Origin of the sequence: Tistrella bauzanensis (assembly GCF_014636235.1) — a bacterium.
In the GTDB taxonomy this organism is placed as follows: Bacteria; Pseudomonadota; Alphaproteobacteria; order Tistrellales; family Tistrellaceae; genus Tistrella; species Tistrella bauzanensis.
In genome coordinates, this window is the sequence record NZ_BMDZ01000022.1 from 1 (window position 1) to 13,435 (window position 13,435).

Below are 13,435 nucleotides of genomic sequence, written 5' to 3' on the forward strand. Positions count from 1 at the left end.
CCCTCCCAAGCCAAAAAGGTCGACAACGAGAGATTCAGACTTTTTCCGCCCTGTCACGCACAGTTTCACCCGATTGCCCTGGCCAAGGCCCCGCTCGACATTGCCGCTCCAATCTGCGAATCTCCACGTGTCAGCATAGAGCGCATATGTTGCGTTCGTCGCCCGTAAGTACCTTGGCTGGTGCTTCACGGGATCTTGAGGCCGGGCAAGTCCCGGCCTCAAGTTTTATGACTTCAATTTTATCCAAAATTCCATGCCGTTACAATGGTGTGGGGAGCATTTTAGCGAAATATCTGTAAAATAAAATTTGAATCAGCCTCGCCAAAAATCCTCCAGCCGTCAGTCGAATGAAGAGAAGGGGATGAGTATCCCCTTCCCCTTCTTCGGGCAACCGATCACGAGCAGCCGCTGGTCGAGCCGCAGGTGACGCATTTCAGGCAGGTGCCGTTGCGCACCAGGGTCATGTTGCCGCATTCGCCGCAGGGGTCGCCCTCGAAGCCCTTCATGCGGGCGACGCGGATGGCCTCCATCTGCTCGTCGTAAGGATTGGCCTCGGCCGTCCGGGGCTGGCCCAGGGTGGTCGGGGAGTTGTCCTCATAGGCATGGTGGTGCGGTTCGGCATAGGCGGTGGCGGTGTTGCCACCGGCGCCGCCGCGCAGCACATACAGATTGCTGCGCACGAAGCCGGCGCTGGCGAGGCCCATGGCGGCGGCGACCGCCGGGGTGGGGCCGGTCTTTTCCAGGCCGCCATCCTCGCGGCTGCCTTCACGCACCCCGCGCCCGACACTGTCGGGCAGCAGATCCGCCGGCTGCACCGGCTGGACATGGGCCAGATCGGTGCGTCCCAGATACGAGATCGCCAGTTCGCGGAAGACATAGTCGAGGATCGACGTCGCCATCTTGATCGCGTCATTGCCCTCGACGATGCCCGAGGGCTCGAAGCGGCTGAACACATAGGCGTCGACATATTCCTCAAGCGGCACGCCGTATTGCAGGCCGATCGAGATGGCGATGGCGAAGGCGTTCATCAGGCTGCGGAAGGCGGCGCCTTCCTTGTGCATGTCGATGAAGATCTCGCCGATCTTGCCATCTTCATACTCGCCGGTGCGCAGATACAGCTTGTGGCCACCGACCACCGCCTTCTGGGTATAGCCCTTGCGGCGATGGGGCAGGCGACGACGTTCGCTCAGATACTGGGTCACGATCCGCTCGGCGACCACCCGGGCCTGTTCGGCCGCGGGCTTGGCCACCAGCTCGGCCACGGCTTCCTCGACATCCGACACGTCGTCATCGCCCAGGATCATGGCGTTCAGTGGCTGGGACAGCTTCGAGCCATCGCGATACAGCGCGTTGGCCTTCAGCGCCAGACGCCACGACAGCATATAGGCCGCCTTGCATTCCTCGACCGTGGCGCCGTTCGGCATGTTGATGGTTTTGGAGATGGCGCCCGAGATGAAGGGCTGGGCCGCCGCCATCATCCGGATATGGGCTTCGGCCGACAGATAACGGGTGCCGGTGCGGCCGCAGGGGTTGGCGCAGTCGAACACCGGCAGATGCTCGTCATCCAGGCCCGGCGCGCCTTCCAGCGTCATCGCGCCACACACCCAGATATTGGCGGCGTCGATCTCGTCCTTGGAGAAGCCCAGCCCCTGGAGCATGTCGAAGCTGGGATCGTCGAGCTGCGCATCGGTGAAGCCCAGCCCGTCGCGGCAGAACTCGGCGCCCAGCGTCCACTTGTTGAAGGCGAATTTCAGCTCGAAGGCCTGCCCCAGCGACTTCTCAAGCCGCGCGATCGCCTCGTCGTCGAAGCCACGGGTCTTCAGTGCCGCATGACCGATGGTGGGCGAGCCCTTCAGCGTGCCGCGACCGACCGCATAATCGACGATCTGGCGGATATCGGCCGGGCCATAGCCAAGCTTGGTCAGCGCCTCGGTGACGGTGCGGTTGATGATCTTGAAATAGCCGCCGCCGGCCAGCTTCTTGAACTTCACCAGCGCGAAATCGGGCTCGATGCCGGTGGTGTCGCAATCCATCACCAGGCCGATGGTGCCGGTGGGGGCGATCACGGTCGACTGCGCGTTGCGGAAACCATGGGCCTCGCCCAGTTCCAGCGCGGCATCCCAGGCGCGGCGGGCGGCATCGCCCAGGCGCGGATCAGGGATATTGGCATGGTCGAGTGCCACCGGTGTGGTCGACAGGCCCTCATAGCCATCGGCGAGGCCATGGGCCGCGCGGCGATGATTGCGGATCACCCGCAGCATCGCATCCCGGTTGGGGGCGAATTTCGGGAAGGTGCCAAGCTCAGACGCCATCTCGGCCGAGGTGGCATAGGACACGCCGGTCATGATCGCGGTCAGGGCGCCCGACAGCGCCCGGCCTTCATGGCTGTCATAGCCGAGCCCCGAGGCCATCAGCAGGCCGCCCAGATTGGCATAGCCGAGGCCAAGGGTGCGGAAATCGTAAGAAAGCTGCGCGATCGTGGCCGAGGGGTACTGCGCCATCAGCACCGAGATTTCGAGCGTGATGGTCCACAGCCGGACCGCGTGCTCGTAAGCCTCGATGTCGAACATGCCGTCGGCGGTGCGGAAGGTCATCAGGTTCAGCGACGCCAGATTACAGGCGGTGTCGTCGAGGAACATGTATTCCGAGCACGGATTGGATGCGTTGATCCGGCCATGGGCGGGGCAGGTGTGCCAGTCATTGATCGTGGTGTCGAACTGGATGCCGGGATCGGCGCTCGCCCAGGCGGCGTTGCCGATCTGCTCCCACAGCTCGCGCGCCTTGATCCGCTTGACCACGACGCCATCGGTGCGCCGGGTCAGTTCCCAGTTGCCGTCGGCCAGCACGGCATTCAGGAAGGCATCGGTGACGCGCACCGAATTGTTCGAATTCTGGCCCGACACGGTCAGATAGGCTTCCGAATCCCAGTCGGTGTTGAACACCGGCACATGGATCTCGGTATAGCCCTGACGGGCGAACTGGATGACCCGCTGGATGTAGTTTTCCGGGATCAGCGCCGCGCGGGCCGCCTTCACCGCCGTGCGCAGCGGGGTGTTGCGGCGCGGGTCGAACCGGTCGTCCTCGGCCACCGTCAGGTCGGAGGCGGCCCGGATCACCGCGTTCATGTGCTTGTTGGCGAGCTTCGAGCCGGTGACCAGTGCCGCCACCTTCTGCTCTTCGATCACCTTCCAGTTGATATAGGCCTCGATATCGGGATGATCGACATCGACCACCACCATCTTGGCGGCGCGGCGCGTGGTGCCGCCCGACTTGATGGCGCCGGCGGCGCGGTCGCCGATCTTCAGGAAGCTCATCAGCCCCGACGAGCGGCCACCGCCCGACAGCGGCTCACCCTCGCCACGCACCGACGAGAAATTGGTGCCGGTGCCCGAGCCATACTTGAACAGCCGTGCCTCACGCACCCACAGGTCCATGATCCCGCCTTCGTTCACCAGGTCATCTGACACCGACTGGATGAAGCAGGCATGGGGCTGGGGATGCTCATAAGCCGTCGCCGACCGGGTCAGTTCACCCGTCTGGAAATCGACGTAATAATGGCCCTGCGCCGGCCCGTCGACACCATAGGCCCAATGCAGGCCGGTGTTGAACCACTGCGGCGAATTGGGGGCGGCCATCTGGTCGGCCAGCATCCGGCACATTTCATCGCGATAGGCGGCGGCATCGGCTTCGGTGTCGAAATAGCCGCCCTTCCAGCCCCAATAGGCCCAGGTGCCGGCCATGCGGTCGAAGACCTGGGCGGCGGTCAGCTCGCTGCCATAGCGCTTGTCTTCGGGCAGCTTGGCCAGTGCCTCGTCGTCGGGCTCGGACCGCCACAGGAAATCGGGTACACCGTCCTCAGGCACGCGCCGGGTGATGGCGGGAATGCCGCGCTTGCGGAAGTACTTCTGCGCGATGATGTCGCTGGCGACCTGCGACCACGAGGCCGGAACCTCGATGTTTTCGAGCTTGAAGACGACCGAGCCGTCGGGATTGCGGATCTCGCTGGTTGCGGTCCGCATCTCGATCCCCGCATAGGGGGACTTGCCTTCGACGGTGAACTTGCGGGCGATCCGCATCGTATCCTGCCTCCATCATGCACACGGGCCACCAAAGGCAACCGGTTGCGAGGAAAAATCTCATGAGCGGCCACGGGTCATGCACCCGGCACGGAAACACCCCGAAGCCTGGCGCGCGATGCATGGCTCTTGCATCGGGCATGCCCGGGCGGCGGGGTGCGGGGGACGGGTGACGCAGTGGTCGGTTAAAGTTTGTGATCAGGGTGCTGCCAGCACATCCGGTGCAACACGTTCATATCCGGCGCAATGGCCATATCCGATGCAACGAGCCAGTCTCTGGCGCAAAAGCCCCGGCAAAGCTTGGCGGCATATGCCGCATGCCTCTTTGCCACCGGCTTGTCATCCTGGGTGTCTGAGCCGGATCGTAAGCCCGGCCTCCATCGGTCGCAAGCGTTTTCGTCACAGCCGGGGATCAATATCTAGGGGTATTTTGCCTCAGTTTTATCTATATGGTGTGGTTGCATGTGGATAATCTCCGGGCGCTTCCGTCAGGCATCCGTGGCACCCAAATGCCCGGAGGGCCTGCGTTTCCGGCTGATCGGGCCGAATTGACCGCTGGCTTATCCACAGGCGGTATGGGGATAAGAATCTGCCGATCATTGCGGAAAGCGTCGTGTGTGACGGCCCGGCACCCCATATGATAGGGCAGCACCCGACATGATGGGCCGGGCCGGGCGGCTCGTCGTCCGCCAAGGCTTGCGCCCGCCGGCCCCAGCCCCTATCTTGGCCGCGGCCAGCCATCCGGACAGTGGACCCATGACCAATTTCGCTACGCGTCTCTTTACCATGCGCTACGGCACCGCCGTCGGCGAGGACGAGTTCGGGAACCGGTACTTCCGGCACAAGAACAAGCCGTCCAAGCGCTGGGTGACCTATGCCAAGGCGGTCGACCCGACCAGCGTGCCGCCCGAATGGCACCGCTGGCTGCATGGCACGACCGACAAGACCCCCTCGGAAGCGCCTCTGCCGCGCCAGAGCTGGGAAAAGCCGTTCGAGCCGAACCACACCGGCAGCGCCGACGCCTATCTGCCCCAGGGCCATCTGCTGGCCACGGGTGAACGGCCGAAGGCCACCGGCGATTACGAGCCCTGGACCCCGTCCTGAACCGCCCGTCCTGAACCGACAGCCCGGCCACCCGGCCAGAAGGATCAAGAGCTTGCAGCGCAGTGTCGTTGAAACCCTGCTCGGCGCGGCCGTGATTGCGATCGCGGTCGGCTTCGCCGTTCAGGCCTATACCGGCGCCGGACGGGGCGGCAGCGGCGGCGGCTATGCCATTACCGCCGCCTTCGACAGCGTCGATGGCATCGTCGCCGGTTCTGAAGTCCGCATCGGCGGCATCAAGGTCGGGAGCGTGACCGATCAGCGTCTCAACCCTGAGACCTATCGCGCCGAACTGACCCTGGCGATCAACCCCCAGATCAAGCTGCCGGCCGACAGCTCGGCCGAGATCGCAAGCTCCGGCCTGCTCGGCGACAAATATGTCTCGGTGGTGCCGGGTGGTGACGACCGCATGCTCAACCCGGGTCAGGCGATCACCTATACCCAGTCGTCGATCAGCCTGGAATCGCTGATCGGGCGGTATATGTTCTCGTCCGGTGGCAATGAGGCCGAGGGTGAGGGTGAGAAGGCTGGCGGCGCCGATGCCGGCGGTGCCGCCCCGGCCACCAAGCGCGACCCCTTCGCCGAATGAGCCCGCGCCGCGCCATCGCCGCTCTGGCGGCCGTTGTCTCGCTGGCACTGGCGGCGGCGCCATCGGCGTCACCCGCGCTGGCGCAGCAGTCGGGCATCCCGGCGATCCCCGGCAAGGTCGCCGTGTTCAATGGCTTGAACAAGGTCACCGCCCGGATCAGCCGGATCGTGGCCCCGGTCGACCAGCCGGTGGAATTCGGCTCGCTGGTCATCACCGTGCGCTATTGCGAAAGCGCCCCCCCGGAAGAGGCGCCCGAGGCCCGGGTCTTCGTCGAGGTCGATCAGACCACGGCCACGGCTCCGACCGAGCGGGTGTTCGATGGCTGGATGTTTGCGTCCTCGCCCGGCATCAACGCGCTCGATCATGCGATTTACGACATCTGGCCGGTGAGCTGTTCAGACCAGCCGCCGAAATCCGAGGCGGAAGAGGCCACCGCGGCCAAAGGCTGACCACACCGCCCGCTTTCAGATCTCCACCACGATGGCGTCGGCATCGTCATAAGGGCTGCGGGGGCGTCGTACCGGCAGGGCGACCGGGCCGTCGATGGCCGTCAGCACCTGATCGGGCGTGCCCGCCGCCAGGCTGAAGGGCAGGGGCGTGAAACTGGCCCGGATGCCAAGCGCCGCGCGCAGCCGGTCCTGATACAGCCCGCGGGGAATTTCCACCGCGCCGAAACGCATCAGATGCTCGGTCACGAACTGGGTGTCGAGCAGGCGATAGCCGCCGCGCTTCAGCCGGGCCACTAGATAGGCCAACGCGATCTTGCTGGCATCGGTGCGGCGGCTGAACATGCTCTCACCGAAAAACGCGCCGCCCAGCGACACGCCATACAGCCCGCCGACCAGATCGTCGCCCTCCCAGGCCTCGATGCTGTGGGCATAACCCAGCGCGTGCAAGGTGGTATAAAGCTCCAGAATCTCGCCATTGATCCAGGTCCGTGCCCGCCCGGGGCCGGGTGCGGCACAGCCCAGCATCACGCCTTCGAAATCACGGTCGATGGTCATGGTGAAAGGCTGGCGGCGGATGGTCTTGCGCAGCTTGCGCGGCAGATGAAAGCCATCCAGGGGCAGAACGCCGCGATGTTCGGGGTCGATCCAGTACAGGTCCGGCGACTCGCCCGACTCGGCCATGGGGAAGATGCCGCAGACATAGGCGCGCAGCAGCAGATCGGGCGTGAGGTGCATGATGGCAAGCTGTCTCCCTGACCGCAGGACCGAACCCGCCTTTCTGTCATGAATGTGGGCGCAGGCCGCGCCTTTAACAACCATGACCGCCGCAACCGGGTTCCGGCGCCGGGCGTGAAGGATGGCCGCCTATCCGGCCCGCTGGCCCGACAGCATGCGCATCATATCACGCCTGAGATCGGCGGTCCGTGGCCGTGCCACGGCCTGGAAGGGCAGCGGGCGGCAGGCCTCGATGGCACCCAGGCCGATACGTGCCGCCACCAGACCGTTGACCACGCCCTGGCCCAGCCGGGCCGAAACCGCCGCGGCGATCCCGCCACCCAGGGCATCGACCGCCATGTCCTGGCCGGCCTCGCCGACACCGGCCATGGCCGCGGCGCCCAGGCTGCGGCGCACGATCCTGAGGCTGGCGATCCGTCCCGGTCGCACGCCGTAAAGTGCCGCGACCTCGCGGACCAGCCGGGCATTGCGCCACAGCACCACGGCGGCATCCAGCAGGGCCGCGGGGCTGGCGGCCGTGGCAAGGGCGGTGTCGCGCGCCGCCAGCAGCACCAGCCGCCGGGCCTCGGCATCGATCGGGGCCAGCAGCAGACGCTCGGTCAGGGCCAGCGCTTCCTGCGCGTCATGAGCATCGGTCAACTGGCTGGAGAACGCGGCCTGGGCCACGGTCAGCCCCGGCCGGTCGGCATAGAGCGCGGATATCCGGGCGGCCAGGGCGGTCGCATCGGCCGCCGCCGCCGGATCATCGGCGGCGGCGGCAAGGCGGGCCGCCTCGTGGCGCAGGCCGTCGACCTTCGACAACCGGCGCAATGCGCTGATCTCCAAGGCACCGAGCGTACCGAGCCCGGCAAGTGCCGCCCCGCCGAGCCCTGCCACGGCCCAGCCCAGCCAGTCGGCCTCGATGAAGGCCCGGTTGATCAGATCCCAGGTCTCGAACCCGACCACCGTCACCACCAGACCGGCGATCCCGCCCAGCAGCAGGCGCCGGCCGGTCCGGCGCAGCGGACCGGCGGTGCCCGCCGCCGGCATCAGCCCGCGCCCTGCCACCACCGCCGGCAGATCGTTGCTGCTGTCCTCGGCAAGACGGGCGGTGCGGGCGGCATCATCGGGCAGTTCCATGGGGCCGCTGGTGGCAGCATTGCGATCGTATGTGGCCGCCTGCGCCGGCTTCACGTCGACAATGCGCGGTTCATCGAAGATGCGCGGGCGATCGCTCATGCCAGACGGTCTCCGATCAGATGGTCCAGGGCCTGATCCAGCCGGATATGCGCCAGGCCGTGGCCGTCGCGCACCAGACCGGCCGGCGGCACGAAGGGGGGATAGTCGAAACCTCGGCCGGCGGCGCGGGCGATCGCCTCGGCCGGATCGGCCGGCAGATCGCCCGGATAGACCACCGATGCCTGCGCGCGCCCGGCAAGCCAGCCGCGCACACAGGCAAGGTTGCGGCCGTCATGATCGGCAAACACGCTTTCCGCCGCCTTGACAGCCGCGATCGCAAGGGTGCGGGCCTCGGCGCCGTCGAAGCGGATTGCGCGGGCGGCATCGGCGACCATCGCCTGCATCAGGCCGTCGAGCCGGGCATGCTGGCTGGCCGGCACCTGATCGGCCTTGGTGGCGGCGAACAGCACCCGGTCGATCCGCACACCCGACAACAGCCGGCCGATCATGCCGCTGCCACGACCATAGCGGAAGGCGCCGAGCGATTCGGTCAGCGCCAGTTTCAGATCGTCGATCGCCTCCGGCCCGGCACTCAGTGCGCCGGGCAGATCGACCAGCACCACCTGCCGGTCCAGCCGGGCGAAATGGTCGCGAAAGAACCGGCCGACGATGCGCCGGCGATATTGATCGAAGCGTTCTTCCGCCACCGCATACAGGCTGCCCGACGGCGCGCGGCCGGCCGGCTCCGGCAGGGGCGAGAAGGCGAGCACCGGCGCGCCCTCCAGATCGCCGGGCACCAGGAAGCGGCCGGGGCCCAGCCGCGAGACCGCAAGCCCGGCCTCGCGGCATGCGATCAGATGCGTGCTCCAGGCGCGGCCAAGTTCGGCCAGCACCACATCATCGGCGGGGGCCGCGGGGTCGAGGGTTGAGAGCCGGTCGAGGAAAGGTCGCGCCAGCTCGGCACGCGGGCCGCGCCGCGACAGCGACAGGGCCTCGGCGGACCAGTCGGCGAAGCCGCGCTCGATCAACGCCAGATCCAGCAGCCATTCGCCAGGGTAATCGATGATGTCGAGGGTGAGGTCGCGTACCGGCCGGATGCGGCGATCCACCAGTCCGGCGGGCTTCCAGCGCAGGCCGATGCGCAATTGCGACAGGGTGCGGGTGGATGCGGGCCAGCCCGGCGCGTCGCCATCGCTGCCGGCGATGCGGGCCAGATGGGTTTCATAGGCGAAGCGGGGAATTTCGGGGTCGCCGGGCCGCCGTAGTTCCGCCCCGATCAGCCGGCCATCGGCGCGGGCCTGAAGAAAGGGCAGGCGGTCGGGGAACAGCAGCGCGCGGGCGATGGCGGTGGTGAACACGGTCTTGCCCGACCGCGCAAGGCCGGTGACACCAAGCCTGAGCGGCCGGTCGAGCAGCGACGCCGCCTCATCCGCCAGCATGTCGGGCGAGAAGCGGCGGGCGAGGCGGCGTGCCGTTGAACCCAGGCGGTCGAAGGACGATGCGGACAAGCGGTGGGGTTCCGGTTTCTGTGGGCGCCGAACAGGCTGAGACTGCCCTTCAGATCGGAAGCCCGCGGGTGGGGTTCAACCGGATGCGACGAATCATCGCCGTGTCATCGGTTGACGAACGCGCACGCATTGCTCACCAGCCGCCGAAACGCGGCCAGATGACGGGTGCCGCACCGGCTTCGGCGGGGACGACGTGGCAGGCGTCGAACTGCGCAGCGGTGGCACAGGCATGATTGGGCAGGATGCGCAGCACTGTGCCGACCAGCATGTCCGACAAAGGGCCGGTGGCGCCTGCGCGCAGGGCGAGGATACCATGTTCCTGGTTGGCGGCGGTGACGATCAGATGTGGAATGACCCTGCCTGTGGAATCACAGACCAGCCCATGGCCCTGGTCGACGGCATGGCTTGCTGTGCCGCGTTCGCGGGAGAGCGCCATCCAGCCGGCATCGACCATGATCCAGCCCTGGTCGTGGTGATGGCCGATCACCGTGGTCGCCACCGAAAGTGCTATGTCCTCCACCGCACAGACGCCGATGCCGGCCATCACCAGATCGAAGAACACATAGACCCCGGCGCGGACTTCGGTCACGCCCGTAAGATCGCGGGCGGCGAGGGCAGTGGGTGTCGAGCCGACGCTGACCACAGGGCAGGGCAGGCCGGCCCGGCGCAGCCGCTCCGCCGCCGTCACCACGGCCAATCGCTCCCGCTCGGCGAAGGCGGCATGGGCGTCCGTACCCGAGACGTCGTAGCTGCCGCCCGCATGGGTCATCACGCCGCGCAGCTCCGCACGGCTCTCGTGCAGGATCCGGCCGATCTCGGGCAGTTGCGGGGCGTCGGGGGCGAGGCCGGCGCGCTTGCCGTCGCAGTCGATCTCGATCAGTGCCGGGATCGGCGCGCTCGCGGAGGCCGCGGCCACCGCCCGGGCCTGCTCTACGGAATCAAGGACGACTGCGAGATCGCAGCCGGCGGCTCTGAGGGACTGGACCCGGTGGAGCTTTGCCGGCGCGATGCCGACCGCATAGAGGATGTCGCGCACCCCCGCCGCCGCGAAGACCTCGGCCTCGCGCAGGGTCGAGACAGTGGCGGGGCCACCGGGATCGGGCAGCATCCGTCGGGCAATGTCGATGGATTTGGCTGTCTTGAGGTGCGGGCGCAGCCCGACGCCGAGTTCCGCGATCCGCGTGTTCATCCGGGTGATGTTCGCCGCCATCCTGGCCTCGTCGACCACGAGGCACGGGGTCTGAAGATCTGGGGAGAGACCGTTCATCGGAGGGCTCCGTGGGAAGATGGCGGGAAAACGGCAACGGGCGGCCTGAACGCATGTCCGGCCCGCCCGTTGCCACGGTAATGGATGGATCAGTTTCAGCCGCGATTGGCGACCAGGGCTTCCAGCCAGCGGATGTCATAGACGCCGTCGACGAAATCCGGGTGGCGGGCGATGCGCTGATGCAGGGGCAGGGTGGTGTCGATGCCGCCGATCACATATTCGTCCAGCGCCCGGCGCAGCCGCATGATGCATTCATTGCGGTTGCGGCCATGGACCACCAGCTTGGCGATCAGGCTGTCGTAATGCGGCGGCACCCGATAGCCTTGATATAGCCCGCTATCCACCCGCACGCCCAGGCCGCCCGGGGCATGATAGGTATCGACCCGGCCGGGCGAGGGCGCGAAGGTGTCGGAGTTCTCGGCATTGATCCGGCACTCGATCGCATGGCCCTGGATGCGCACGTCGCTCTGCGTGAAGCCCAGCGGCTGGCCGGCCGCGACACGGATCTGCTCGCGGACCAGATCGATGCCGGTGATCGCCTCGGTGATCGGATGTTCGACCTGAAGCCGGGTGTTCATCTCGATGAAGTAGAATTCGCCGTTCTCGTACAGGAATTCCACCGTGCCGACGCCGCGATAGCCCAGCTTGCGCATCGCGTCGGCCACGACCTCGCCCATGCGGGTGCGGTCGGCGGCATCGATCGCCGGTGACGGCGCCTCTTCCAGCACCTTCTGGTGGCGGCGCTGAAGTGAGCAATCACGCTCGCCCAGATGCACCACCGTGCCGAAGGTGTCGCACAGCACCTGGATCTCGATATGGCGCGGATTGGCCAGATATTTTTCCAGATAGACCGCATCCGAGCCGAAGGCGGCCTTGGCCTCGGCGCGGGCGGTCTGCAGGGCTTCGCGCAGGCCTTCGGGGTTCTCGGCCACCTTCATGCCGCGCCCGCCGCCGCCGGCGGCGGCCTTGACCAGCACCGGAAAGCCGATCTCGATGGCGATCTTCATCGCCTCGCCTTCATCGGTGACCGGCCCGTCGGTGCCGGGCACCAGCGGCAGGCCCAGATCCTTCGCGGCGCGCTTGGCCTCGATCTTGTCGCCCATCAGCCGGATATGGTCGGGCGTGGGGCCGATGAAGGTCAGGCCGTGGGCCTCGACGATGTCGGCGAAATGAGCGTTCTCGGACAGGAAGCCGTAACCCGGATGAACCGCTTCGGCGCCGGTGATCTCGGCGGCGGCGATGATCGCCGGGATGTTGAGATACGAATTGCGCGCGGCCGGCGGGCCGATGCACACGCTCTCATCCGCCAGCCGGACATGCATGGCATCCGCGTCGGCGGTGGAATGGACCGCGACGGTGCGGATGCCCATTTCCCGGCAGGCGCGATGGATGCGCAGGGCAATTTCGCCGCGATTGGCGATCAGCACCTTCTCGAACATGGGGGTCGATCGCTCCAGCGTCACTCGATGATTGCAAGCGGCTCGCCGAACTCGACCGGCTGACCGTTCTTCACCAGCACCTGGGCGACGACGCCGCCGCGCGGGGCACGGATGTGGTTCATGACCTTCATCGCCTCGATGATCAGCAGGGTCTGGCCCTCGCGGACCGTCTGCCCCTCGGCGATGAAGGCGGCGGCACCCGGTTCAGGCGACAGATAGACCGTGCCGACCATCGGGGACGGAACCGCGCCCGGATGGGATGCGGGGTCGTTGACGGCGGCGGCCGGGGCCGCGGCTGCGACCACCGCGGCGGCGGCCGGTGCCTGGTACATCATCTGGGGCGCCGCCATCTGCGCCGCCTGCCGCGCGATGCGGATGCGGCTTTCGCCGGCGCCGACCTCGATTTCGGTCAGGCCGGTTTCGTCGAGCAGCAGTGCCAGTTCGCGGATCAGGGCGGTATCGACGGCATGTGCCTTGGTGTCAGACATGCGATTGGTCCTTCGTGGCCGCAAGGGTGCCCGCCTGGCGGAGCAGCCCGGCCATCGCCTCGACCGCCAGCGCATAACCTGTGGCCCCCAGGCCGCAGATCACGCCGACCGCCGCCGTCGACACATAGGAATGATGCCGGAACGGCTCGCGACGATGGATATTCGACAGATGCACCTCGATCACCGGAAGCGCCGTCGCCGACAGCGCGTCGAGCAGGGCGACCGAGGTATGAGTGTACGCGGCGGGATTGATGATGATCCCTGCCGCCGAGATGCGGGCGTCCTGGATCCAGTCCACGAGAACGCCTTCGTGGTTGGTCTGGCGGAAATCCACGGCAAGGCCGACGCCGGCCGCGCGGCTTTCGCACAGGCAACGGATATCGTCCAGCGTCGTGTGCCCGTAGATCGCGGGCTCGCGGCTGCCGAGCAGGTTCAGATTGGGTCCGTTGAGGACCAGGATGGTCGGCGCCATGCGGGCTGTCTATACCCCGTGGACGGTGATTAGGAGAGGACGCCACGTCAGCCCTGCGTTATAAAGCACCCGTGCCGCGGGGCGCAACGCCGTTCGAACGGCTCCATCCGCCTCATGGCACGCGCCGGTTGCGCCGGCGGGCGCGAACGACCG

The 13,435-nt window shown here is 66.9% G+C and carries 11 protein-coding genes; 3 read left to right on the top strand and 8 right to left on the bottom strand.

The genetic code is table 11. The annotated features are described in order from the left end of the window. Positions 1 to 395: 395 nt before the first annotated feature. Positions 396 to 4,076 carry a vitamin B12-dependent ribonucleotide reductase gene (locus tag IEW15_RS10795; protein WP_188577692.1) on the bottom strand — a complete coding sequence of 1,227 codons (3,681 nt, stop codon included), beginning with the start codon at positions 4,074 to 4,076 and terminating at the stop codon, positions 396 to 398. A gap of 756 nt (positions 4,077 to 4,832) precedes the next feature. Here IEW15_RS10795 and IEW15_RS10800 point away from each other — a divergent pair. From IEW15_RS10800 to IEW15_RS10810, 3 genes are read left to right on the top strand one after another with little or no spacing between them, the layout of a single operon-like run. Continuing rightward, on the top strand, positions 4,833 to 5,180 hold the full coding sequence (locus IEW15_RS10800) for an NADH:ubiquinone oxidoreductase subunit NDUFA12 (protein ID WP_188577694.1): 348 nt from the start codon (positions 4,833 to 4,835) through the stop codon (positions 5,178 to 5,180). Between the two features lie 52 nt (positions 5,181 to 5,232). Continuing rightward, positions 5,233 to 5,766 carry an outer membrane lipid asymmetry maintenance protein MlaD gene (gene mlaD, locus IEW15_RS10805; RefSeq protein WP_188577696.1) on the top strand — a complete coding sequence of 178 codons (534 nt, stop codon included), beginning with the start codon at positions 5,233 to 5,235 and terminating at the stop codon, positions 5,764 to 5,766. Continuing rightward, positions 5,763 to 6,215 (top strand): DUF2155 domain-containing protein, encoded by a 453-nt coding sequence (locus tag IEW15_RS10810; protein WP_188577698.1) that lies wholly within the window; start codon positions 5,763 to 5,765, stop codon positions 6,213 to 6,215. Before mlaD ends, IEW15_RS10810 begins: the two co-directional genes overlap by 4 nt. Before the next feature lie 15 nt (positions 6,216 to 6,230). Here the strand turns inward: IEW15_RS10810 and aat are convergent, their stop codons facing one another. The 7 genes from aat to aroQ form a co-directional block, all read right to left on the bottom strand. After that, the gene (gene aat, locus IEW15_RS10815) at positions 6,231 to 6,950 is read right to left on the bottom strand and encodes a leucyl/phenylalanyl-tRNA--protein transferase (RefSeq protein WP_188577700.1); all 720 of its coding nucleotides are present in this window, start codon (positions 6,948 to 6,950) and stop codon (positions 6,231 to 6,233) included. A gap of 129 nt (positions 6,951 to 7,079) precedes the next feature. After that, on the bottom strand, positions 7,080 to 8,168 hold the full coding sequence (locus IEW15_RS10820; RefSeq protein ID WP_188577702.1) for a TIGR01620 family protein: 1,089 nt from the start codon (positions 8,166 to 8,168) through the stop codon (positions 7,080 to 7,082). Beyond that, positions 8,165 to 9,616 (bottom strand): YcjX family GTP-binding protein, encoded by a 1,452-nt coding sequence (locus tag IEW15_RS10825; protein ID WP_188577704.1) that lies wholly within the window; start codon positions 9,614 to 9,616, stop codon positions 8,165 to 8,167. Before IEW15_RS10825 ends, IEW15_RS10820 begins: the two co-directional genes overlap by 4 nt. Positions 9,617 to 9,749: 133 nt before the next feature. Beyond that, a complete protein-coding gene (locus IEW15_RS10830) occupies positions 9,750 to 10,883 on the bottom strand; it encodes an alanine racemase (protein ID WP_188577706.1) in 1,134 nt (377 codons plus the stop codon). Positions 10,884 to 10,978: 95 nt separating this feature from the next. Then, positions 10,979 to 12,322, bottom strand: coding sequence for an acetyl-CoA carboxylase biotin carboxylase subunit (gene accC, locus IEW15_RS10835; protein WP_188577708.1), 1,344 nt, complete (start codon positions 12,320 to 12,322; stop codon positions 10,979 to 10,981). A gap of 20 nt (positions 12,323 to 12,342) precedes the next feature. Continuing rightward, positions 12,343 to 12,810, bottom strand: coding sequence for an acetyl-CoA carboxylase biotin carboxyl carrier protein (gene accB / locus IEW15_RS10840; protein ID WP_188577710.1), 468 nt, complete (start codon positions 12,808 to 12,810; stop codon positions 12,343 to 12,345). Then, positions 12,803 to 13,282: a type II 3-dehydroquinate dehydratase gene (aroQ, locus tag IEW15_RS10845; protein ID WP_188577712.1), complete on the bottom strand. Its 480-nt coding sequence runs from the start codon at positions 13,280 to 13,282 to the stop codon at positions 12,803 to 12,805. Before aroQ ends, accB begins: the two co-directional genes overlap by 8 nt. Positions 13,283 to 13,435 lie beyond the last annotated feature (153 nt).